General features: G+C 48.3%; 19 protein-coding genes and 1 pseudogene. 6 read left to right on the top strand and 14 right to left on the bottom strand.

Translation table 11 applies throughout. From position 1 onward, the window contains the following. The 14 genes from ACLTD4_RS24945 to ACLTD4_RS24880 all read right to left on the bottom strand — a co-directional run. Nucleotides 1–440: response regulator (locus ACLTD4_RS24945; protein ID WP_412331649.1), on the bottom strand; the 440-nt coding region annotated here is incomplete at its 3' end. After that, nucleotides 418–2,235 carry a sensor histidine kinase gene (locus ACLTD4_RS24940; RefSeq protein ID WP_412331648.1) on the bottom strand — a complete coding sequence of 606 codons (1,818 nt, stop codon included), beginning with the start codon at nucleotides 2,233–2,235 and terminating at the stop codon, nucleotides 418–420. The genes ACLTD4_RS24940 and ACLTD4_RS24945, both read right to left, overlap by 23 nt. 16 nt (nucleotides 2,236–2,251) lie before the next feature. Then, nucleotides 2,252–2,959, bottom strand: a complete 708-nt coding sequence (locus tag ACLTD4_RS24935; RefSeq protein ID WP_117622673.1) for a hypothetical protein — start codon at nucleotides 2,957–2,959, stop codon at nucleotides 2,252–2,254. Continuing rightward, nucleotides 2,956–4,968, bottom strand: coding sequence for a beta-galactosidase (locus tag ACLTD4_RS24930; RefSeq protein WP_117622672.1), 2,013 nt, complete (start codon nucleotides 4,966–4,968; stop codon nucleotides 2,956–2,958). The genes ACLTD4_RS24935 and ACLTD4_RS24930 overlap by 4 nt, the downstream gene beginning before the upstream one ends. Before the next feature lie 37 nt (nucleotides 4,969–5,005). Beyond that, the gene (locus ACLTD4_RS24925) at nucleotides 5,006–5,848 is read right to left on the bottom strand and encodes a carbohydrate ABC transporter permease (protein WP_242354552.1); all 843 of its coding nucleotides are present in this window, start codon (nucleotides 5,846–5,848) and stop codon (nucleotides 5,006–5,008) included. A 5-nt stretch (nucleotides 5,849–5,853) separates the two neighbouring features. Beyond that, nucleotides 5,854–6,741: a carbohydrate ABC transporter permease gene (locus tag ACLTD4_RS24920; RefSeq protein WP_117622671.1), complete on the bottom strand. Its 888-nt coding sequence runs from the start codon at nucleotides 6,739–6,741 to the stop codon at nucleotides 5,854–5,856. Nucleotides 6,742–6,801: 60 nt separating this feature from the next. After that, nucleotides 6,802–8,211, bottom strand: a complete 1,410-nt coding sequence (locus tag ACLTD4_RS24915; protein WP_117622670.1) for an ABC transporter substrate-binding protein — start codon at nucleotides 8,209–8,211, stop codon at nucleotides 6,802–6,804. A 290-nt stretch (nucleotides 8,212–8,501) separates the two neighbouring features. After that, nucleotides 8,502–9,977, bottom strand: coding sequence for a sulfatase (locus ACLTD4_RS24910; RefSeq protein ID WP_117622669.1), 1,476 nt, complete (start codon nucleotides 9,975–9,977; stop codon nucleotides 8,502–8,504). A 14-nt stretch (nucleotides 9,978–9,991) separates the two neighbouring features. Then, a complete protein-coding gene (locus ACLTD4_RS24905) occupies nucleotides 9,992–11,338 on the bottom strand; it encodes a sulfatase-like hydrolase/transferase (protein WP_117622668.1) in 1,347 nt (448 codons plus the stop codon). Between the two features lie 20 nt (nucleotides 11,339–11,358). Next, the gene (locus ACLTD4_RS24900; RefSeq protein ID WP_055656723.1) at nucleotides 11,359–12,222 is read right to left on the bottom strand and encodes a carbohydrate ABC transporter permease; all 864 of its coding nucleotides are present in this window, start codon (nucleotides 12,220–12,222) and stop codon (nucleotides 11,359–11,361) included. An 11-nt stretch (nucleotides 12,223–12,233) separates the two neighbouring features. Next, on the bottom strand, nucleotides 12,234–13,130 hold the full coding sequence (locus tag ACLTD4_RS24895; protein ID WP_117622667.1) for a carbohydrate ABC transporter permease: 897 nt from the start codon (nucleotides 13,128–13,130) through the stop codon (nucleotides 12,234–12,236). Nucleotides 13,131–13,247: 117 nt separating this feature from the next. Then, nucleotides 13,248–14,552, bottom strand: coding sequence for an ABC transporter substrate-binding protein (locus tag ACLTD4_RS24890; protein WP_117622666.1), 1,305 nt, complete (start codon nucleotides 14,550–14,552; stop codon nucleotides 13,248–13,250). Nucleotides 14,553–14,810: 258 nt separating this feature from the next. Continuing rightward, nucleotides 14,811–16,337, bottom strand: a complete 1,527-nt coding sequence (locus ACLTD4_RS24885) for a helix-turn-helix domain-containing protein (protein ID WP_117622665.1) — start codon at nucleotides 16,335–16,337, stop codon at nucleotides 14,811–14,813. Further along, nucleotides 16,334–18,130: a sensor histidine kinase gene (locus ACLTD4_RS24880; protein WP_055656717.1), complete on the bottom strand. Its 1,797-nt coding sequence runs from the start codon at nucleotides 18,128–18,130 to the stop codon at nucleotides 16,334–16,336. Before ACLTD4_RS24880 ends, ACLTD4_RS24885 begins: the two co-directional genes overlap by 4 nt. 157 nt (nucleotides 18,131–18,287) lie before the next feature. Between ACLTD4_RS24880 and ACLTD4_RS24875 the strand changes: the two genes are divergently transcribed. The 6 genes and pseudogenes from ACLTD4_RS24875 to ACLTD4_RS24850 form a co-directional block, all read left to right on the top strand. Continuing rightward, nucleotides 18,288–19,202, top strand: a complete 915-nt coding sequence (locus ACLTD4_RS24875) for a YitT family protein (RefSeq protein ID WP_117622664.1) — start codon at nucleotides 18,288–18,290, stop codon at nucleotides 19,200–19,202. A gap of 165 nt (nucleotides 19,203–19,367) precedes the next feature. Then, entirely contained in the window at nucleotides 19,368–19,853 is a 486-nt protein-coding gene (locus tag ACLTD4_RS24870; protein WP_117622663.1) for a PTS glucose transporter subunit IIA, read from the top strand. A gap of 36 nt (nucleotides 19,854–19,889) precedes the next feature. Beyond that, the gene (locus tag ACLTD4_RS24865; protein WP_412331647.1) at nucleotides 19,890–20,468 is read left to right on the top strand and encodes a PRD domain-containing protein; all 579 of its coding nucleotides are present in this window, start codon (nucleotides 19,890–19,892) and stop codon (nucleotides 20,466–20,468) included. Continuing rightward, entirely contained in the window at nucleotides 20,465–20,725 is a 261-nt protein-coding gene (locus ACLTD4_RS24860; RefSeq protein ID WP_412331646.1) for a PRD domain-containing protein, read from the top strand. Before ACLTD4_RS24865 ends, ACLTD4_RS24860 begins: the two co-directional genes overlap by 4 nt. A 35-nt stretch (nucleotides 20,726–20,760) precedes the next feature. Continuing rightward, a complete protein-coding gene (locus ACLTD4_RS24855) occupies nucleotides 20,761–22,311 on the top strand; it encodes a PTS transporter subunit EIIC (RefSeq protein ID WP_243008311.1) in 1,551 nt (516 codons plus the stop codon). Nucleotides 22,312–22,361: 50 nt separating this feature from the next. Further along, nucleotides 22,362–22,998 (top strand): annotated as a pseudogene (locus ACLTD4_RS24850) (6-phospho-alpha-glucosidase); the annotation flags it as partial.

Here is a 22,998-nt window from a genome sequence, read left to right as displayed (position 1 = left end):
AAAAACTGTTCTCTGTCTCTGGAAAGCCTCTTTCTGTCAGATTCCGTGATCCTGCTGCTGCTCTTTTCCCGCTGTTTCTGCAGCGCCTTTTTAACCACCTCGATGATATCCGGCGGAAGCATGGCAGGCTTGAACAAATAGTCAAACGTGCCGAGCTTCATGGCCTGTCTCACAAGATCAAACTCATTATAGCTGCTCAATATGATGACCTCCATGGAAAGGCCTCGTCTTCGCACCTCCGCCAGCAACTCCAGGCCGTTCATACCAGGCATTTTGATATCCGTCATCAAAAGGTCAATCTCTTCCCTCTCTAAGATTCCCAGCGCCTCTGAGGCTCCTCTGGCACTGAAGACTTCTATGCTGCTCCACTCGGCCCGCAGAATATCTTCAATAGCCGTCCTGGAAAACATCTCGTCGTCAACGATTAAAATCTTCTCCATCTGCCTCCTCCGCCTTTTCGCAAACCGGTATTTCCACCGTCACTGCAGTTCCTTCTCCTGGCTCACTTTCCAGTTCCACGCCGTAGCCATCTCCATAGTTCAGCCGGATTCTGTCCTGAATATTATGAAGCCCCACGCCGGTGAGTTTATCGAAGCCCTCATACAGAAAGCCCTGTCCATTGTCCCGAATTTGAAACTGTACCCGGTCTCCCAGAAGCCTTCCGGTTATCAGGATCCGGTTATCGATATTGTCCTCTCCAAAGCCGTGCTGCATGGCGTTTTCCACCACCGGCTGAAGCAGCATCTTTAAGATCAGACAATTCTCCAGCTTCGGATCGATGTCAAACTTCATATGAACGCTGCTGCAGCACCGCCCTTCCTGGATGCAGACGTAATTTTTGATGAAATTTATTTCCTTTGAGATGAGAACGGGCACATCGATCTTTTTGCAGCTGTATTCCAGCATATTAACCAGGGCTACTACCATCCGCGCGATCTCCTCATTCCCCGCCCGCACCGCCATCCACTTCACGGTATTCAAGGTATTATATAGAAAATGGGAATTGATCTGGGAATTGAGGGCCGTCTGCTCCATGTTAAGCCGTTCTCTCTCTTTTTCTATATTTTCACGCATCAGCTTATCCACCTCGGACACCATGGTGTTAAAGCTTAAGGCCAGCTCGGATAAGTCTTTATCCTTCGGTGTCTCCACTTTTGTGGAAAAATCGCCGCGGCTGACGCGGCTCATACTCCTTATGAGGCTGGTGACCGGTTTCACAATGCCGGCCGACAGGCTCGAGGCGAGAAGAGCCGCGGACACCATACAGGCACCGACCACGGCCGCCCATACCTTACGGAACCGGTCCAGCTCCTGCTTAAGCATTCGTCCGCTGTTGATCTGAATAATCGAGAATCCACTGTTTCCTACGCGGCGTTTGCGAATCGTGCCGCTGTCTCTTCCATAGTCCAGATGAATGGAAAAGTTTCCGTCCTCCTCCGTGCCCCCGTCGACAGCAGAAAGAATCTGCGCCAGACTATACGTCCCCAGAGAAACGTCTGCCGCAGAAAGTCCCACCATGGACTCCTTCGGCGCAAAGATTACCCGCCCCTCTTCGTCCACGACAAACGCCATATCACTGTCATCCATCTCCATGCAGTCCATGGCCGCCCTGATCTTTTCATAGCTCAAATCAATCTGTACCAGCCCAATGACGCTGTTTCCCGTATAGCGGTTTAAATACGTTACGATACTGACCACCAAGGGATCCGCCGCTCCGGAGTTCAAGTATTTGTAAGCGGCCGGATGTGTCGGCACGATAATACTTCCGCCTGGCTGGTCTTCCCGAATCTCCGTCCAGTCATTTTCGGCAAATTCACGTTTATTCCAGCCCACATTAGACGAATAGGCGCCTCCGTCAAACGCCAGCAGATAAATATGATCGATGGAATTATTGGCAATCCGGATGTTCGACAGCGTGCCGTTTATATTGCGCATCAGGTTTAAGCGCTCATAGGCATTCATCTCTGAGTAGCCGGAGAACAGGTCGGAGGTGACGGAAAGTCCCAGAACCTGGTTCAGCACCACCTCGCTCTGCTTGATGATATCCTGCATCTTCGCATCCATCAGCCTCAAGGTATTCTCCTGGTACATCCAGGTCTTATCCTGGTAGAAGTCCCTCACATTCCTGTAGTAAACTACCGCCAGTATCAACCCTGGAATCAGCGACATCAATACCATGGCAAGTGTAAATCTCACCTTTAGTGAACTCCGGTTCCCCTTTTCCGTCTTCCTCATCCTTATCCCTCCGCTGTTAAAACCCACATATCCTTTCGTAAGTACGATATTCCGAAAGCTCCATACAGAGTACTTCCGGCTTCCTATTGTACTCCTTCTCCATCAAACCCAGAACCTTATCATAATCCCGTTCCCCGCCATATCTGTCCGATGTGGAGATTCCCACCAGTTTCCCCTTCCTCATCTCCAGAATGCAGTTAAAATACAGCGCCCCGCCATCCGTAATCCACAACAGATACACATGGTCTCCGTCTTTATCCCCCAAAAGCCGTCTCAGCCGTTCAAAATACCAGCGTTCTCCTTCTTCCTCTCTCCGTATAACGGCCACTCCAGCCGTGCTCTCGAAGATACCATAGATTTCAGATACTGCCTGATCAATATCCAGCTGATACAGCTCCGCTTTCTGGCTCTCTGCGAAGCACTTCCGCAGACCTTCCAGCGTATAAATCCTGATTTCCATAATATCATAAAAATCCCGAAAAATCCGCTCCGTATTCAATTCTTCTCCTTCCATATACTGGGAAAGATCGAGGAACGGGCAGCCGGAATCACTCACACACACGGTGCCTGTTCCCCTGCTGCACCGAACCGCCCGGTACAAACCGGAAGCCAGCCTTCTGACGTGCAGAACCTGCCCATGCCCGGATAATGGCCGAAGGATTTCCCCCAGATGCGTCCAGAGCTCCGGGTCCAAATATTCCACTTTTAAACCACCGTCTATCATACGTTCTCCTCCACACTCAAAATGGCTACAGTATAACCGGAGATCTGTGCCGTTATGCCGTCTTTCTCCATTTTTATCTCCGCAGGCCCCTGCATTACCGAAAAACGGCGTCCTTCTGCGCACGTTATAAATGCCGTTTTCTCTTCTCCTGAGAGATTGGCTATATAGAGCAGGTGATATCCGCTTCCCTCCCTCCGGTGCACAGCCAGCTCGATCTCCGGATCTTCGCATCCGTACTCTCTGCTCCGCCTTAACCGATCCCAGAAAACGGCACCGATCTCTCCCGGCTCTTCCGCAAACAGAATTCCGGAGTCCTCCCCCTCTTCCACCATGTGCTTCAGTATTTCACAGGACTTTAAGGTTCTGTCATACCGGGGAATGACCGGCCCCAGAATTACCGTCTTTCCTGGCAGACATGCAAAATCCGCCAGGCACTTCTGCGTCTTCGCATCCATGATATCACCCGATGCCGCCGCTATCACATCGTATGGGAGCCACCTGTCATAGTCCAGATATTCATCGGAATAATCATAGATTTCATGCTCTTCGTCAAAGCGCTCTGCCAGTCCTTTTACCCAGGCATCATCCCAGTAATTCAATTCCCTGTCCAGATAAAATTCCGGCTCTTCCTCCGGCAAAAACAGCGCGGCAGGTATATCCGGCCCCTTGATGAAGCAGTTGGACGAAAACGAATTGCAGTCCATCACGGAATAGAGGGCCTTCAGCCTCCCCATATCGTAATCCTTTAAAATCAGCACGCGGGGCGAGCGGTTAAAATGGTATATTTCATGATCTTTCAACAGTCTCAGCAGATCCGAGAACATCTCGTAATATGGCTTCCTGATTCTTCCGTCGTTGGTCACGGGACAGCCCGTCCACCGGTCCCGCTCCGCCAGCATATAGAAATTCACGCCCTTTAAACCATTCATCACAGAATACAGGTATCCGAACCGCTCTTCCTCTGCGGTCAGAAGCACTTCCCGGTCAAACCAGGAGCCGGAACCAAATTCCGGCACGAACGGAAAACGGCTGCTGCCGGCCAGATACCGAATTCTCTCCTTCAGCATGGCGGTATCTCCCGGCTCAGGATAGGCATCGATCCCAGCCGTCATGAGGCCTGGTATCTCCTCGTCTCTCTGAACCGAGACAGGCGTATAGTTCTGATACGCGCAGTTATGGAAAATCGGTACCGGCAGCTCCAGACGGTTTATGATGTCCACCATCCGCCCCAGGGCAGCGAGAATCTGATACTCCTTAAATTCTATCCAGTCCAGGTAATAGCAGAGCGATGAAAAATCGCCTTCCTCAAAGCCGCAGGGCGGTTCTGTCTCCTGAAATCCGCTGTAATTTCTGTGATACCTCTCGCTCATGGCCGCCGCAGTACCGTATCGCTCCGCCAGGAATTTACGGTACTGTTCCTTCGAGCAGTCCGAGTAATCCATGATATACGGCCTGTCCCGGAAGAAATTACAAGTCTCGTTATCCGCCTGGATCAGGCAGATACAGCCGCTGCCGCCGCAGTGCCGCTGCAGAATCGGCTTCAGCTTCTGAAAATAAATCTCCGTCTTCTCATACAGCTTATCACTCGCATAGGAAGGGATGGGAAAGGGACCCGTGGCATAGGGATACAGAACCGTGGTTCCCCACGGATTTTTCGCCTGAATCTCCTCATCCATCAGAATCCACTCCGGATATCCGAAACCAGTCATCTCCGCGTTGATATGAGGCCCCGGACGAACGATGACGGCCAGGTTCATTTCCTCGCAGAGGGTTAAAAACAGGTCCAGATCCTTCTCTTCCTCGATCTCTCCAAAATCATACTTTCCTTCCTCATATTCATGGACCGACCAGGGAATATACGTTTCCACGATCTCAAATCCCATGCCCTTGATCTGTGACAGAACATGCCGCCAGTCTTTCTTTCTCGTCCTCCAGTAGTGTATCGAACCACTGTACAGAGGCCTTTCCACTCCGTTTATCCGGATTCCGTCATGTGTAAATTTTACCATGTTATTTCCTCCTCCGGCGCTTCCTTTCCGGACGCGCCTAACCCTTGACTGCTCCCGCAGTCATACCCGCTATAACCTGTTTCTGGAACAGCAGATACATAAAGACTACCGGAACGATCGAGATGACGAAGCCGGCGCAGAGGAGACCGTACTGTGTCACGTAAGATCCCTTCAGCGCGGAGATTGTCATGGAAAGCGTCTTTCTGGCAGGCGTGGAGATCAGCACCAGCCCCAGAAGCAGATCGTTCCAGCAGTTTAAAAATGTGATGGTGGCCACCGTGGCGATTCCCGGCTTCGCTACCGGAAACACAATGTGAAAGAAGATTCCCGCCCGGCCGCAACCGTCGATCGTCGCCGCCTCATCGAGCTCCCTGGGGATTCCCTCCATGAAACCGTTCATAATAAACATGGCAAAAGAGATGTTTACCGCCGTATATACAATCATCAGGCCGGACAGATGGTCGATCAGATGAAGCCCTTTAAAGATCAGTACGGAGGGAATCAAAAGCGCATGCACCGGAATCATGATGCCCAGAGAAAAGTACACGGACAGCAGTCTGCTCTTCGTAACCCTCGTAAGAATATAGCTGGCCATGGATGTAATTACGGTAAGCACCGCCAGCGTTACCAGGCAGACGAGAATACTGTTAACAAAGCTCCGGCCGACCCTGGCTCCCTTCCACGCCTCCGCGTAGTTTGACCACACCGCCGCCTTCGGAAGGCCGAAAGAATTGCTGTAAATCTCATTGTTGTCCTTGAGCGAGGAAAAGACCACCCATATAAAAGGGTAAAGCGCTACGACCGCCGATATGCTCATGATGGCATAGCACAAAACAGCGGTAACCCTGTATTTCAGAGATCGTTTTAAAAATCGTTCCACAAGCCTCACCCCTTCTTTCTGTCTGCAAACCAGTTAAACAGTATGGTAACCGTTAATGACACCGCCACAATGGTAATCGTCACCGCGCTTCCGAGGCCGAAATCCGAATTTACAAAGGCCGACTTATACATGAATACTCCCAGGTATGCGGAGCGCACTCCCGGTCCACCTCCTGTCATGATCCAGGAATGATCGAATGCCTTCAACGATCCGGTCAGGCACAGGATAATGCAGATATTCATAAATCCGGTGATCTGCGGCAGGATGACGTGGAAGAATGACTGTAATTTTCCCGCCCCGTCGATCTGCGCGCTCTCGATATAGTCCTCCGGCACCGATTGAAGCGCTCCTAAAAAAATGGTTACATAAAGGCCTATATACTGCCATACCTGCGGCGCCATAACCGCATATAACAGTGTACGCGGATTGGACAGCCAGTTTGTCGCAAATCTTCCCAGACCGACCGCTGTCAGGATCTTATTGAAAATACCGATTTCGCTGTTATAAAACAGGGAAAACATCAGACCGATGGCAACCGGTGCGATAACCACCGGAAGGAAATAGATGGTGCGGAAGATCTTCATCCCCTTCGTCCAGCTGTATAAGAGGTATGCCAGAAGAATTCCGGCTCCGATCTGGACGATAAGAGAGATCACGGTAAGCTTTACCGTGTTGGAAAACGTGAGCCAGTAGTCACTGCTCGCCGCGAGCTCCCTGTAATTGTCAAGTCCTGCAAAGACCTTCGCGGAAACGCCGTTCCAGGTCGTCAGACTGTACCAGAACGTGAGAATCAGCGGCAGGAACAGAAAGACCGTATAGATTAAAAATGCAGGTGCCAGGAACATCACAGTAACCGGCAGATTATGATATTTTTTAGAGTATTTTCTTTTCATGCGATCACCTTAAAACGGGGCCGTTCCTCTCGTTCCGGAACAGCCCCATTATTTCCCCATTTACTTATTATTCTTGTCCAAAACCGCCTGTACCTTGTCGATCAGCTCCTGCGGCGTCAACGCATTGATAAAGAATTCGTCTAAGCTGGAATCCATCATATTAACGGCATCCTGATCGGGCATGGTTGTATAGTGGACGGAAATCAGCTTTTTATCCTGGGCATATTCCATCATTTTCTTAAAGATAAGTTTCTGGCTGTCCATATCAATTTCAATATTCTTTGCCGGAATCATGCCGCTCTTTGTCAGCTCTGCGGATAATTCATCAGAAGCAAGGAAATCACAGAGCTTAACCATGGCATCGTGCTTTGCCGCATCCTCAAAGGAAGCCTTATTAATTTCAAATCCGTATACCGTAAACCCTGTCATGATACCGGCCGGATCGATATCCGCGTCAGGAAGCATGGGCAAAGGTACGATCTCACTGGCTTCCTGAATCTCTTCCGGTATGGACTCAAACATCCATGGATACGTATAGGTCATAGCCGCCTTCCTGTCGGTATAAAGCTGAAGGCTGGCAGCCCATCCCCCGTTGGCCACCGTATCCGCAGGAAACATCTTCTGATCGATCATATCCTTTATATTGTTCGCTACCTTAAGCGCATTTTCAGTATTGAAGGTCCTGGTCGCTGCCAGCTCCTCCAGTTCTTTTGCCGCCCCGTCATACTGGCCATACAGTTCACTGAAAAAGAATTCAGACGGTGTACCGCCGTTGCTGCCGATCGCGATCGGGATAATACCCTTTTCGTTAAAAGCCTTTGCGGTCTTTAAAAGCTCCTCATAGGTCTTTGGAATCTCCAGCCCGTTCTCTTCAAACAGCTGCTTATTGGCCAGGAATATTCCTCTGGTGGATTCAATCGGGATTCCGTAGGTCTTTCCGTCGGAAGCCGTGTAATATCCGAAGGAGGTCGGTTCAAATCCGTCTCTCTTTACCTGATCCGACGCGTTAAAGTACTCTTCCACATCGAGCAGCAGTCCCGCTTCCACCATGTCGGTCATCATCGCGCCGCCCCAATAGGTAAATACATCCGGCAGATCACCGGAAGCTGTCTGTGTTTTAATCTTTGTCTTGTAGTCCTCTGTGCTGTAAGTCTCCAGAGTAATGTCCATCGTATCGCTATTCGCTTCCTGAAATTCCTGAAACTTCGGATAGAAATAGTTATACTTGGAGTCCCCCTCACCCCAGTTTGTAGCAAGAACCAGTGATACTTTCTTCTTTGGCGCGGCGCTCTCCTTCCCCGCTTCCGAAGCCTGTTCCTTTCCTGTTTCTCCGGTCTGCGCCTCCTTTGTATCCTGAACCGCTGTCTCCTGGACCTTTGTTTCCTGAGTCTTTCCGCTGCAGGCTGTAAGGCCCGCGCACATTGTTCCGGCAAGAATCAGGACCGCCGCTTTATAGATACCTTTTCTCATAGTATAAGTCCTCCTCCTTATAGTAGCATCATTCTCATTGAACCTGCGCAGGTATTTCTGATGGTTTTATTATAGGGTAATTGAGAGGGGAAATAAATAGGAATAAATTATGGGAAATGTTATAAATTATTACACAGTATGGGGATGCCTCGAAGTCTGATTTAAGACAGTCGTCTACGCCTGGCGGCCGCTATAAGCAGCCGCAAAAAAAGAATCCCCTGCCGAATTTCTTCGAACCTGGGATTCTTTCTCCACCATGAATCACATCCTCCTCACAGCCAGCTCCACACTCAAACAAAACCGAACCTTAAATACAACTCCTCCGGAGCATCGTTAAGCCTCATAAGCCGGTACATGCTCCGCTCCATCTCGCCTGTTATATCTTCCGATACAATCGGATGCTCCTGCCCCGGATCATTCCATAAGTCAAACAGATAGTCCCCCTCCTCCATACACCGGACTGCCGGATCTGCATCAATCTGCATAATGGGACAATTTTTTGTAAAGGAAAAGGCCTCGTGGCGTTCCATCGACTCCAGCTCTTTCGTCGTAAAGAACGTCATCATATGGGTTGGCATTAACGTATACTCATGAAATGGGGCTTTCAGATTTCGAGGCGCCCTCATATACACGTATCTTCCATCTGTACAGCACAGATGGGCCCCGAATATTCCGAACAGCCCGCACGTCCGGCTGCCTTTCTCCCCCTTTATGATCCGGGAAATGTCCTGCCCCTGCATATCTGCGGCAGGATCGATTCCGAAGAACTGCAGAATCGTAACCGGCAGATCTATCGTTTGCACAAGCGCCTCTCTGCTCGTTCCGGCGGATTCACGGAACCTTGGATCCCAGATAAACAGCGGCGTATGGACAATCTCATCGTAGCAGAGCATATAGTTTTTGGCCCAATACCCGTGTTCTCCCAGCATATATCCATGATCCGTATTGACAATAACCATCGTATCTTCCCACAGATTCTTTTCGTCCATGTAATCCAGCAGACGGCCCAACTGCTCATCACACATTGTTAAGTCGGCGAAATAGGAGTACTTAATCTCGTCTGCTTCCTCTGCGGATTCCTTTACCGGCGCGTAATCCGGCCATTCATACTTTTTACCTTTTGCTTTCCCGGGATACATATCCTTAAACTCCCTGCTCGCCATGAAGGGCTCATGGGGAGAAAATGACTCTATCTGTAAAAAGAAGGAATCCTTTCCCTCATTTTCTCTCAAAAATTCAAGACCCTTGTCAAAGGTCTTCACCAATGGGTACTGGTCTTTTCCAGTCACTCTTGTGCGGTTTGCCAGGTTCTGCCTGTACAGTCCGCTGCGCAGCCCTTCTGTAAATGCGGCAAAATTCGGGTCCGCATCCTCTGCGCCTCCAACCACAGGAGCCCAGGGATCTCCCTCCTGTCCCCGTATATTTTCCCATGTCGTATATTGAGTGTGATACGTTGCGCCTCCGCATTCCCAATAATGGCCGTGATCGCTGACCAGATGGCTATGGATCCCATGCCCCCGCAGGATTCCCGGCATGGAATCGTCAAAAGGCTCCATAGGCCCCCAGGACCGGTGCAAAAAATTATACCGGCCCGTATGCAGCTCTCTCCTTGCAGGAATACAGGGCAGACTTCCGGCGTAGCTGTTCTCAAACCGCACGGTTTTCTGTGCCAATCTGAGAAAATTCGGAGTGATTGTCTCCTGACAGCCATACGGCTCAAGAAATCTGCGGTTTAAGGAATCAAACATTACCATGATTGCTTTCATCTCCGCCCCTCCTTTCAGCCCTCTCGAAAAGGACGAATCTCCGGTCTCTTCTCCCCAGCCCGCTCCATACAAAGCAGGAGTTTCTCACGCAGTACCCTTCTTGCCGGTTCAAAGGCAGGGTCTCCCGCCAGGTTGCAGCATTCCGCCGGATCGTGCTCTAAATCAAACAGGTACTGTTCATAATAGACATCCGCCCCCGGGCAGCTCCAGCCATCCGCATCCGCAGCGACTGCGTATTTCCACTGATCGGTCCGGATTGCTCTGCCAACCTCGCTCTCACTGATCTGTATAAACACACAGTCCTCCCAGCCTTTTGAGGTCCCAGCGGCAAGGGATTTCAGCGAATTCCCCTGAAAATCCTCCGGTTTCTTTATTCCTGCACAGTCAAGCAGCGTCACCGGCAAATCAATAAGACTGACCAGCTCCGTGATGGTTCTGCCGCCTATAAACGGTCCGCCCACAGCAAGCAGCGGAATATGGATGCTTGCCTCATGACAGGAGCGCTTATATTCGCTGTTCCTTGTGCAGAAATGGCAGCCATGGTCTGATGTATAAAACAGGATCGTATTCTCCCACAATCCCCTCGCCTTCAGCGTATCGACAAGCCGCCCGACATTTTCATCCAGGCTGTGACACTGGCCTAAATAGTCCGGGTAATGTTCCTTCCAGTCCCCCTTATCCACAGGAATGTCAGCCGGCAGCTCATAGCCGGTAAACTTCTCTCGCGCGCCATCCGGCGCCTCAAACCGGCCGTGATCGTTCTGATGGTGGGGCTCGATTTGAGAAATAAACAGAAAAAATGGTTTCTCCCCATCATACTGGTGGAGGTAATGAATCGCATAATTATTAATGGAATCCGCGCGGTAACCGATAAACTCACATTTTTTCCCTTCTCGGTCAAACACATATCCATCGTATCCATGGGAGGTCGCCTCCAGAACATCGGCCGCCATCCAATAATCCCGATACCCGCCCCTGCGTTCCGGAGGAATCGCCCGAGTCTCGTAGTTTTCCTCATCGAACGGCGCCGTATAGCTGCTTCTGTTTGAGGCCAGATGCCATTTACCCACGTAAGCCGTCTCATAACCGGATTCGTGGAAATAATCGGCCAGCGTTTTTATATCCTGCGGCAATGCCAGCGCATTTCTATGGCAGTTTACCTGTGTCGCATATTTACCGCTCTGCAGGCAGGAACGCGCGGGACCGCAAACCGGCTGGCAGGTAAAGGCATTTTCAAATTTCACGCCCTCCTTTGCCAGTCTGTCGAGATTGGGGGAAACTAAAAGCGGCTGTCCATAACACCCCAGCGTATCCCAGCGCTGCTGATCCGAAAAATATACAATAATATTAGGTCTTTTCATCCCTGTACTCCTCTCTGCTGCTACTTAATTCCGGTCGAAACAACTCCCTGTACAAAATACTTCTGTGCACACAGGAATAACAGAATCATCGGAAGCGAGATTAACGTTGCCGCCGCCATCATGGGGCCCCAGCGCACCGTGCTCTCATCCCGGAACATGGTAAGCGCCAGCTGTACGGTTCTCATATTGACTGAATTTGTCATGACCAAAGGCCATAAGTAATCGTTCCAGACTGACGATCCCTTTAACAGCGCCAGGGTTGCAAGAATAACCTTTGAATTGGGAAGGTAGATATAGAAATACGTTTTCCATTTACCGGCCCCGTCAAGCATGGCGGCTTCATCGAGGGATCTGGGAAAATTCTCGTAAAACTGCTTCGACAGGAAGACGCCGAAGGACCCCGATACCAATGGAATAATCACGCCGGGAAACGTATTCATTAATCCCGAACCGCCAAATCCCAGAATATCATTTCCACCGATCAGCGGAAATCTCGCCATAATCAGGAACGTGGGCAGCATCGTTACCTGCGGCGGCATCATAAGGCCGACCAGCAGCAGTGTAAACAGTACCTTCGATCCTTTAAAATGCAGCCGGGCAAACGCATACCCCGCGACGGAATTAAACAACAGTGAGAATACAATGCTGATCAGGGTGATGACCAGGGAATTCCTGAAATAGATCAGCCAGCTTCCGGTGGACATCGCCGCCTTATAGTTATCAAGATTCAGCGACTCCGGCAGGAAATGAAATACCGCCGAGTTAATCTCCCCTGTTGTTTTAAATGAAGTCAAAATCATTACAAGAATCGGAAGCAGGATAATCAAAGAAACCACTGCCATACAGACTATCCAGATCATATGTAACCTTTTTTTCCTTTTCATCTTCGCTCCTCCTATGAAACATCCACATCCTGACCTTTATTGCCAAACTTGAACACCATCATGGTAACGATTAAAGAAAATACCAGAAGCAGAACCGCCATGGCACTCGCATACCCCATTTTAAACTCCAGAAAACCTCTCCTGTATATTTGATGGACGATCGTCGTTGTTCTGTTTAAAGGCCCGCCGTTCGTCATAATATTTACCTGTTCAAACACTGCAAAGCTGTTTACGATTCCTGTTACGAGCAGGAAAAAGGTCGTGGGATACAGCATCGGCCACGTGATATAGAGAAACTTATGGAAAACGCCTGCCCCATCGAGCTCCGCTGCCTCATATAAGGACTGGGGAATGCCGGTAAGCCCTCCCAGGAAGATGACCATGGAATATCCGCAGTTCTTCCAGATTCCGATAATAATTATGCAGAACATTGCCTGATTCGGATTAATGAGCCACTGCTGGGCCGGTATACCGATAAGCTTTAAAAAGCTGTTGAGAAGGCCGAAGTTGGGATTATACAGCCACAGCCATACCATGGATACGCACACCATAGACATGATATTGGGCATATAAAGCGCTGTCCGGAAAAAAGGAACTGCCCTGGATTCCCGATAAAGCAGTACCGCCAGCAGGAGCCCCAATACCAGCTGAATGGTCAGCGTTACAACCGTATACAGCAGCGTATTTCCAACCGATGCGAGAAACTCCGAATCATGAAACAGCTTACTATAATTCTTCAAACCTAAAAAACCGGGAATCTGGTACATATTGAAATCGGTCAGGCTGTAAAACAGTACCATGCCGATCGGAACCAAAATGAAAATAGTAAAAATCAGATAAGCAGGCAATATCATGATATATGCCTCTTTATCGCTGCGTGTGTTTTTTCTTACTTTTTTTCCAGCCATCTTTCCTCTCTCCTCATTTCTTCCTGATAAAAGGTCCGGCCATCCGGACACCTGACCCGCTGCCTGCGGGAATAAATAATGCGGCCTATTCTTATCAAACAGACCGCATTGCCGCAGTTATTGATTATCAATTTCCTCCTGCACCTTTTCCGCAGCTGCATTAAGCGCATCCTGAGGGGATAATTGTCCATAGAATACCTGTTCCATGGCATCGTCCACATAAGTAAATACACTGTTAAAGTACGGAACCTTGGGCGATCCTTTTCCAATTTCTATTGCTTCCATAATCATCGGTCCATTTACCGGATTCTTTTTCAGATACGCCTCTTCCAAAGAGGACCTTACGGGAGCCGTCTTTGCCGTATCCATCCAGATCTGCATCGACTCCTTGCTGCTCATGTACTCAATCAATTTCCAGGCAGCCTCTTTATTCTTGGAGTTCGCATTCATAAACATAAAATGCATCCCGCAGAAGGTACCGCTGTTTGCCTTGGAAAACATGGGAACGAGCTTGATTTTTCCTTCCAGATCTCCGGTATTGATATTATTAAACTCATTTTCAGAAATAACCGTCATGGCCGCCGTTCCGTTGTAGAAAGGATTCTGATCCTTCTGCGTGTTATTCCAGTCCACCAGACCGGCATCCTTTAACTGCTTCATGAAATCCATCGCCTCGACTGCTTCCGGTTTGTTAAACAGTATTTCATTGCTCGCTTCATCCACCAGATTACTCAGGCCGTTCTGAACAATGAATATTTCCAGATATTGGTTGATATTTCTTCCGCTGGTGGGAATTCCATAGCCGCACTGGATTACATTGCCGGAGTAATCCTTTACCATCAGTTTTTTATGGGCCTCCAACAGCTCATCCCAGTTGGAAGGCGGTGAATCCGGATCGAGCCCGGCCTTTTCAAATAACTCTGTATTGATGGCAAACATTCGTGCATCCGGTGTGTACGGGACACCGTAAAGCTTTCCGCCGATACTTCCGGCTTCTTTTACGCTGTCATACATATCTTCCATGCCCTCCCAGCCTTCGGCATACGAGTCGAGGCACTCATACTGTCCCATGGGTACTCTCGCACCGATCGATGCCAGGGAGTAGTGAATGACGTCCGGTGCCGTGCCGGAAGCAAATCCGGTGTTCAGTTTTGTCTCAAAATCATCTCCCCAAGGTGCTTCCTGATACTCTACCGTATAATTCGGATACTTCGCTTCAAACCCTTCTATCATCTGAGTAAAGGCATCCTTCTTATAATCTTCGGTTCCTGCCCTGAGAAAGACCAGTTTTACATTTTCATCACTGGTATCCTTCCCTGCGTCGGAGACCAGGTCTTCATTACCGCCTCCACAGGCGGCCAAAGACAACACCATACAGCTGACTGCTGCTGCGCTTAAGATAACTTTCCAATTTCTTCTCATAACTTCCCTCTCCTTTTGTTTATGGTTGTTGTACTCCAGGAACTTGATAACTATATTATACTGATTTCACGTTCTTTTACTATGTACTATGTATACCCATTTCTGTCCTACGTTTGTTTTTTTGTATCTTTTTCACTATTTTTCATCTTTTTTTCGCAGTATCTCTTACATATTTTAAATTTATTTAGATCTTTTTGTAATTTATTTGGCACTTTTATACAGTTTATACTTTGTTGTTTTTTGAAATAAAAAGACGCATCAGTTTTCATTGCTGATGCGTCTGAATTCGATCGGTGTCATACCGGCATACTTTTTAAATACCTTACTAAAGTAGGCCGAATCCGGTATCCCGATCTGGCAGCAGATATCCTGAATATTATGGTTACTGTTCTTTAAAAGAATTTTCGCTTTTTCCATTCGAAGCTCTAACAGATAGGTATTAATATTCCTGCCAGTCTCTTTTTTGAAGAGATGGGAGATATAGCTGCGGTTCATATGAACATGGTTTGCAAGCTCATCGAGTGTAATGGAGTCTGCATACCGTTCTTCCATATACTGCATGATCAGAAATACAGCTTCACTGTATTTCTTCTGTTTGCCGATCAATACCCGGAGGATTTCTTCCGCCTGCGTCAAAACCTTTGTTTCAAGCTGCTCAATATCGGTACAGTGTGTCACTTCAATGATCTTATCGATCGAAAACACTCTTCTGTCCGCATCCTCCAGATGACTCCAGTAAAGATTCAGTAAGGTATTTAGAAACAGCCTTCTGATGCAGGATACATCCGGCTCTGTTTTCCCCGCATAATCGAATATCGCTTCCATTTCCTCGACTATGCTGCTCCAGGCCCTGTTGTTGATCAGCAGCTCCATTTTTTCAAACTTTGCTTCCAGTCCAGCCTCTATATGACTGATCCGGTTCTTCATCGTTTCATAATTCAGTCCGCCAATGTGCCTGTAAAACAGCTGATAGGTGAGAACCTCCTGTGAATGCTGGTATAATGTCTCCAGTTCGTCCACCGTTTTACCGGTTTCGGAGCTGCTGACATACATATTGCTGCCGCCGAAGGAGGCGACCGTCTCATATATTTTTTCCGTAAGCTTCTGAGGGTTGTCATGATTCATTTCCGTAAGTACAAGGATCTCCCGCTCACTCCTTGGCAGCCAGTAGAGCACCCTCTTCTCCTCCTGAAAGGCAAATGGCAGAATCTCCTTAAGCTGTTCCTGATTCGATATCCGATCGGTATCGCGGAAGATGATCACTGCATACCTCCCTTTTATCTCACAGCAGGTATTCCAGACCTGTTTTAAGATATCCCTGGAAATATAGTCCGGTTCTTTAAAGCACTGCAGCAGAACCTTTTCCATCTCCCGGGCGGGAGATGATTGTTTGGTCTCCGCCGCCCCCTGATTCCTGATCCGTTCCTTCGCGGTCTGCAGGCAGGCTTCCAGTTCGTCCTTCGTAATCTCAGACTTTAAGAGAAACTCACTCACCCCCAGCTTCAGACAGTCCCTTGCATAAGAAAAGTCATCATACGCACTCAGGACAACCGTATAAGGCAGGACATGATTCTGATTCAGCTTTTTAAGCAGCTCCATCCCATCCATGATCGGCATACGTATATCGGTAAACAGCACATCGACCTGATGGTTCAGGCAGCAATTCAGAACCTGCATTCCATTGATACACGCTTCGATCACATGATGCTCCGGCGACAGCGCTTCGATATTCTTTTTCATCCATTTTAAGATGATCTCCTCGTCATCTGCAATTACGATATTCAACTGTTTGCCCCCTCCATATTAATGACAGGTATCTTCATCCGGAAAGTAACACCGCCCGATGAATTCACCTCTACACTCAGTCCATATTGATCGCCGAAATTCCGTAAAATTCTCATCTGAATATTGGAAAGCCCGATTCCGTTCAGCTGATCTCTGGCCTTCACGGTCTGCTGATTATGTATGCTGTTATTTATCTTTTCCAGGTCTACCCCCACACCGTCGTCTTCCACCTCGATTACGACATTTTCCTTTATCCGGTATGCGCATATGACGATATGTCCCATGCCGTCTTTCATGTTAAAGCCGTGAGAGATGCTGTTTTCGACCAACGGCTGGATGACGTTCTTCAGAATCCCCAATTCCACTACGTCTTCCGCCGCGAGTATTTTCCATTGAAATTTATCGCGATAGCGGAGCTTCATTAATTCCAGATAATCCTCCGCCATGGCCAGTTCTTCCTTGATCGGAATGATCTTCTGGGAATTCACAAAGGATTTTCTCAGCAATTTCGAAAAGGCAAGCAGCGCTCTGTCTGCCTCATTATATTCCTCCATCTGAATCATAAACCGGATGGTCACCAGCGTATTATAAAAGAAATGCGGGTTAATCTGTGCCTGCAAAGCCTGGATCTCCAGGGCATGCTTTTCTTCCTCTTCTATCTCCAGCTGCTTCATCAGATTTTCAATGTGATCCAGCATATAATTAAAATTGTGACAGATTTCATGAAACTCTATTTCATAGTCATCCTGGATTCTTGTCTTTAAATCCCCATTTGTCACCTCCAGGATGTTTTTATTTAATTTCTCCATTCTCCGGGAGATAAAGCTGCAGTTATAAAAGACTATGACGATGAGCACAAGAAACATCGCGGTTCCCAGGACGAGAAAAAGGATTACATAGAAGGAAGTCCAGCCATGGCGGTATGGTTCATAGGAAATCAGTTTCCAGCCCAAACCATCAATACTGGCAAACCGTATATGGCTGTATTGGTTCATCACATTTCCCAGAAAAAATCCCTTCGTATAATTTGTTATCTGATTATAGTAAGAATTGTCCTCCACCTCATATCCATACATTCTGGGATCGGAAGAAAATATTATTTTTCTGTACTGATCGATGACGATGGTATTCTCATCGGAATCCTCATCGCCCAGTATGACATTCCCCCAGATATCCTGGGATATGGCCACAATCATAATTCCGACATCTCTTCCGCTGTTTAAATTCCGCAGTTTCTGAACCGCAAACAGCTTGTCCTCCTGAAACAGCTTCTGCAATACAGGACTCCTGTACTTTGGAAGGAAATAGATGGAATCATCCTTTTCCATCGCCTCCTGATACCAGCTTTCCTCGTCCAGCATATCCAGTGTGACTGCATCCTGCATCAAGTTTAAAGAGGACTGATAAAAATTCATATCATTTTTACAGAGCAGCATCATTTGATACTGCCTGTCCGGAAACAATTCCGTCAGCTCCAGCATTTTACTCTGTATGCTGTCCTGTGCACTGATATATTCATAGCCCGTCAGCCTGTTCCTCTTCGAGATCAGACGGTTAATCTCAGGATCCAGATACATGCCTACCGATATTTTTATGATCTCCGTATTCCTGTTCGCAATATTGCTGCATTTTTCTTCCAAAAGGTCCAGCTTGCTGTAGTTCAGTTTGTAATTGCCGTCTTCAAATATATAGCTCATTAAAATACAGAATAAGATGAACAGCGGAAAAACAACGATCAAGTCTAAAAAAATGACCTTTTTTCTTATACTGTCAAAGTGCAGTAATTGTTTCATAATTTTTAGACCCCTTCTTCCGAAATATATGATATGATAGAAACAGAAAAAATACGAATCCCCTTCTGTGCCCCTGTGTAAAACAATATAATTATACAGGATTTCATGGGGAAATGGTAGTATGTGTTAAGTCTTTGCCGGAAAAAGGAGGGTCCCAATGGCAGAAAAACAGGGTGTTTCCGATTTATACAAAAAGAATGCGGAAAAGGCAGGAAAGGATAAGCGGCTCCGCGACGCTGTCTCCATCTTTTTTATCCTTTTCGGAAGTGTCATCGTAGCGGTGAATTTAAACACCTTCGTCGAACAGGGGAAGCTGGTTCCGGGCGGTTTCTCCGGACTCGCCAAGCTGATTCAGAGGGTGGGGCTGGCCTTTTTTGACGTGAAGATCTCCTTCACCTTCTTAAACGTGGTTTTCAACGCCATCCCGGCTGTATTTGCCTACCGCATTGTCGGAAAAAAGTTTACGATTCTGTCCTGTGTGAGCCTCTTGACCGTATCAATCCTGGTCGACCAGCTGCCTGTCATCCCCATCACCGGAGACCTTCTTCTCATCTCCGTATTCGGCGGAATCATCAACGGCCTGGGTATGAGCCTCATCCTGAACAACCGGGCCAGCGGAGGCGGAACGGATTTCATCGCCATGTCCCTCTCCACCAAATATAAGATATCCACCTTCAACTATATGCTGCTGTTCAGCGCTGTTATCATCCTCATTTCCGGAGCCATCTTCGGCATGGATATCGCACTGTACTCCATCATCTACCAGTTCTGCAATACGCAGGTGATCAACACGCTTTATAAGAAATACAAGAAAAAGACGCTGCTCATCGTCACAGACAATCCGGCCGCCGTGTCTGCGGATTTGATGGAGCTGACCAACCACAGCAGCACCATCTTAAAGGGCTTCGGTTCCTACTCGGCCAACAAAAAGTATCTTCTCTACACCGTCCTCTCCGACGGCGACGTGAAAAAGATGAAGAAACGCATCCGTGAGCAGTACCCCGATACCTTTGTCAATGTCATAAACTCCAGCGACGTTGTGGGAAATTTCTACATACAGCCATTGGAATAGAGAACAAAACAGTTGACAATGCATTTTTGTTTTGTTATAATCGCGCTATAAAGAAACAAGGAATGTTACTGTGAAAACAGGCTTAACCAAGATCTTTAGAAGCACTCGTATGTGCTTTTAAGATTTTGGTTAAGCCTGTTTTTGTTTTCAGAAAAGGAGGAAAACATGGGATTATTTAAAAACTGGAAGAAACAGGAGGTACAGGAAAAAGCGGCGTTCAGCCCGGTAAGCGGTGAACTCGTACCATTGGAGACAGTCAGCGATGCGGTGTTTGCAGAAAAGTCGCTGGGGGATGGAGTGGCGGTCATTCCGACAGACGGCAGTCTGTATGCACCAGCAGACGGAACAATCGTGGCACTCTTTCCAACCGGCCACGCGCTGGGGATTAAGACGAGGGACGGGGTCGAGCTGCTGATCCATATCGGAATCGACACGGTAGCCTTAAACGGAAAGGGATTTACAGTTCATGTGAAGCAGGATGATACGGTTAAGAAGGGGCAGCTGCTGGTAAATTTTGATATTGAAGTACTGAAAGGGGCAGGCTATGATACGGTAACAATGATGCTGGTATCAAACGGCGAACAGTTTGGAGAGGTTCATAAGGCGCCGCCGGGAACCGTGACAGCGGGAGAGAAAATTCTGTGGCTGTAACCGTGTCTTTTTGTTGGAGAGGGAGAGTGAGACGTCATGGAAATCAAGAGAATTTATAACAATAATGTTGTGGTGGCAGTGAACGGGGCCGACGGGCCTGAGATGATTGCCATAGGAAAAGGACTGGCCTTTCAGAAGAAGCCGGGGGATTCCATTGAACAGGAAAAGGTGGAGAAAATCTTTACCCTGGAGGACTCCGGAGTAATGACAAGGCTGGAAAAGCTGGTCAAGGACATCCCTTCCGTCTATTTATCCATATCGGAGGAAGTGGTCGAGATGATCCGCCGTGACTCCGATTTGAAAATCAGCGAGGATCTGTATATCACACTGACCGATCATATCAGTATGTCCCTGGAACGGGAAAAGAATCACGTGATCTGCGAAAATCCGCTGCTTCTGGAGATACGGCAGTTCTATAAAGAGGAGTTTATGCTGGCCCGGAAGGCCGGAGAGATTATCTGGAAAAAGATGGGGATTCGGATCTCGGAGGAGGAGATGGGCTTTATTGCCCTTCACATCGTCAACGCCTCCATGGATCAGAGGGCCAGCTGCACGATTCAGAGTATCAAATGGTGCGCGATATCCTTCAAATCGTATCGGAATACTTCGATGTGAATCTGGACGAAACCTCCATTCCGTACGACCGGTTTGTCCGCCATCTGCAGTTCTTCGCCAGGCGGGTGCTGGGAGAAGGCAGCGTCCAGTCTGCGGATGAATTTCTCTTCACGCTCGGCAGAAGCCAGTATCCGGTAGTGTATGGATGTGCGGAGAAAATCGGTGACTACGTGCAAAAGACGTACCATAAGGATATGACAAACGCGGAAAAGGGATTCCTCGTTTATCACATGATCAACACACTATCAGTCCATTAGAAAGGGGTTGCGCGCTCTGCGCGCAGAAAATGAATATGAAAGAAAAAATGAAAAGTGCGCTGGAACGGTTTTCCAAGGCCATTGTCCAGCCGCTCATGTATCTATCAGTTGCCGGTACGGTGCTGATTCTCGGAATTCTCCTGACAAACGGTTCGATCACAGGGAAGATTCCATTTTTACAGGCAGCGCCGTTTCAGCTGGTGGGAAAGCTGATTTATAATTGTCTGATGTTTTTAATCAACAATTTGAGCGTAATATTCTGTGTCGGTATCGCGGGAGCACTGGCGAAAAAGAACAAGGGCCACGCGTCGCTGATCGCCCTGATGTCCTATTTTTTGTTCTTAAATGCCAATAACATCACGCTGTCTTTTATCGGCAGGCTGGCAGAGATGGGGCCGCTGGGATTATACGGTACGGGGCAGTCTACCGTTCTGGGCATCCAGGTGCTGGATATGGGCGTGTTCAGCGGCATCACATTGGGCTGCCTGACAGGATATGTATTTAATAAGTACGGAGAGAAACAGTTTAAGGGGTATTTCTCCATGTTCTCCGGGGTAAGATTTCCATTTTTCCTTCTGATCCTTCTTTCCCTGTTTCTGGGCTTCGGAGCGTCCTACGTATGGCCGGTGGTTCAGCGGGGGATCTCGGCTCTGACCGATTTAATCAAGAGCAGCGGCAATGTGGGACTTTACATATACGGCCTGCTTAACAAGCTTCTGGTTCCCACGGGGCTTCACCATCTAGTGTACGCACCGTTCCAGTTTACCGATGTGGGCGGAACCCTGGTGCTTGGAGATCAGATCATCTCCGGCGCTTATCCGATCCGGGTGGCGGAGATGAACATGCCGGGAGTACCATTTTCACCGTCCACCTATTATAACAGCTACACATTCAATAATTTATTCCCATATATCGGAATCGGCCTGGCCTTTATCACAACCGCGAGAAAGGAAAACCGGGAGAATACAAAAGCAGTCATGTTCCCGCTTATGCTGGCAGCCATTTTATCGGCAATTACAGAACCGATGGATTTCCTGTTCGTCTTTGCAGCGCCCCTGCTCTTTGTCGTTCACTCCCTGATCAGCGGCGGCTTGCTGGTACTGTTAAAGGTCCTCAGCATTCCGGCCTCCACCAGCGGCGGCATCGTCAACATTATGATCTCCAATCTGGCCCTGGGTGTGGAGAAGACCAACTGGCCGCTGCTGCTGCTTCTGGGAGCGTTGACCGCAGTCGGATACTATTTCCTTTTCGTTTTTCTGATTAAGAAACTGAACCTTAAGACGCCGGGAAGAGAGCTTATAGCAGAGGACGCGGGCAGCGGCGATTCGGCGGCCAGCCAGTCAAAGGATGAACCCATTCGGAAGTTAATAGAAGGACTTGGCGGCAAGGCGAATATCGAGTCGCTGGACAATTGTTTTACACGCCTGCGGGTGGTGGTAAAGGATGGCAGCTTAATCAGGGATGACCTGATCAATACCATGAAAAACAGCGGAATTAAGAAAAACGGCACTGATATACAAATCGTATTCGGTATGCAGGTACCGGCTGTAAAAAGCCAGGTGGAGGATATGCTGGAGCGCATGTAGAATACAGAACATTCATGGAGCGGCATGGCCGCAGAAAGAGAGGAAATAATATGATAATCACAATTGTAGGCGGAGGCAGCACCTTTACACCGGGAATCGTAAAATCCATTGCTTTAAGACAGAAGGAACTGGAGGTAGAGGAAGTACGGCTGTTTGATATTGATGAAGAGCGCCAGTATAAGGTGAGTCTTGTGGTAGACTGGATCTTAAAGGATATGAAGTCTCCGATTCGCCTGACGGTAACGACGGACAAAAAGACAGCGTACGAGAATTCCAGCTTTATCTTTGCCCAGATGCGCGTAGGGAAATACGCCATGAGAGAAAAGGATGAGAAGATCCCGCTGCGCCACGGCTGTGTGGGACAGGAGACCTGTGGCTGCGGCGGACTGGCCTACGGCCTGCGCACGCTGTTTCCCATGATTCAGGTGATTGATGACGTGGAGAAGTATGCGGCCCCCGACCATTGGATCTTGAACTACTCCAATCCGGCGGCTGTGGTATCGGAAGCGTGCCGGGCGCTGCGCCCCCATGCAAGGATCATCAACATCTGTGATATGCCGATTGCAATCCTGGAGATGGTGGGCAGATGTTTAAATATTCCGAATTTTACAGACTTTGATGTCAATTATTTCGGGCTGAATCATTTCGGCTGGTTTACGGATATCACGTATCAGGGCAGAGATTTAA

It is taken from the genome of Hungatella sp. (genome assembly GCF_046966825.1).
This window is presented reverse-complemented; position numbering and strand designations above follow the sequence as displayed.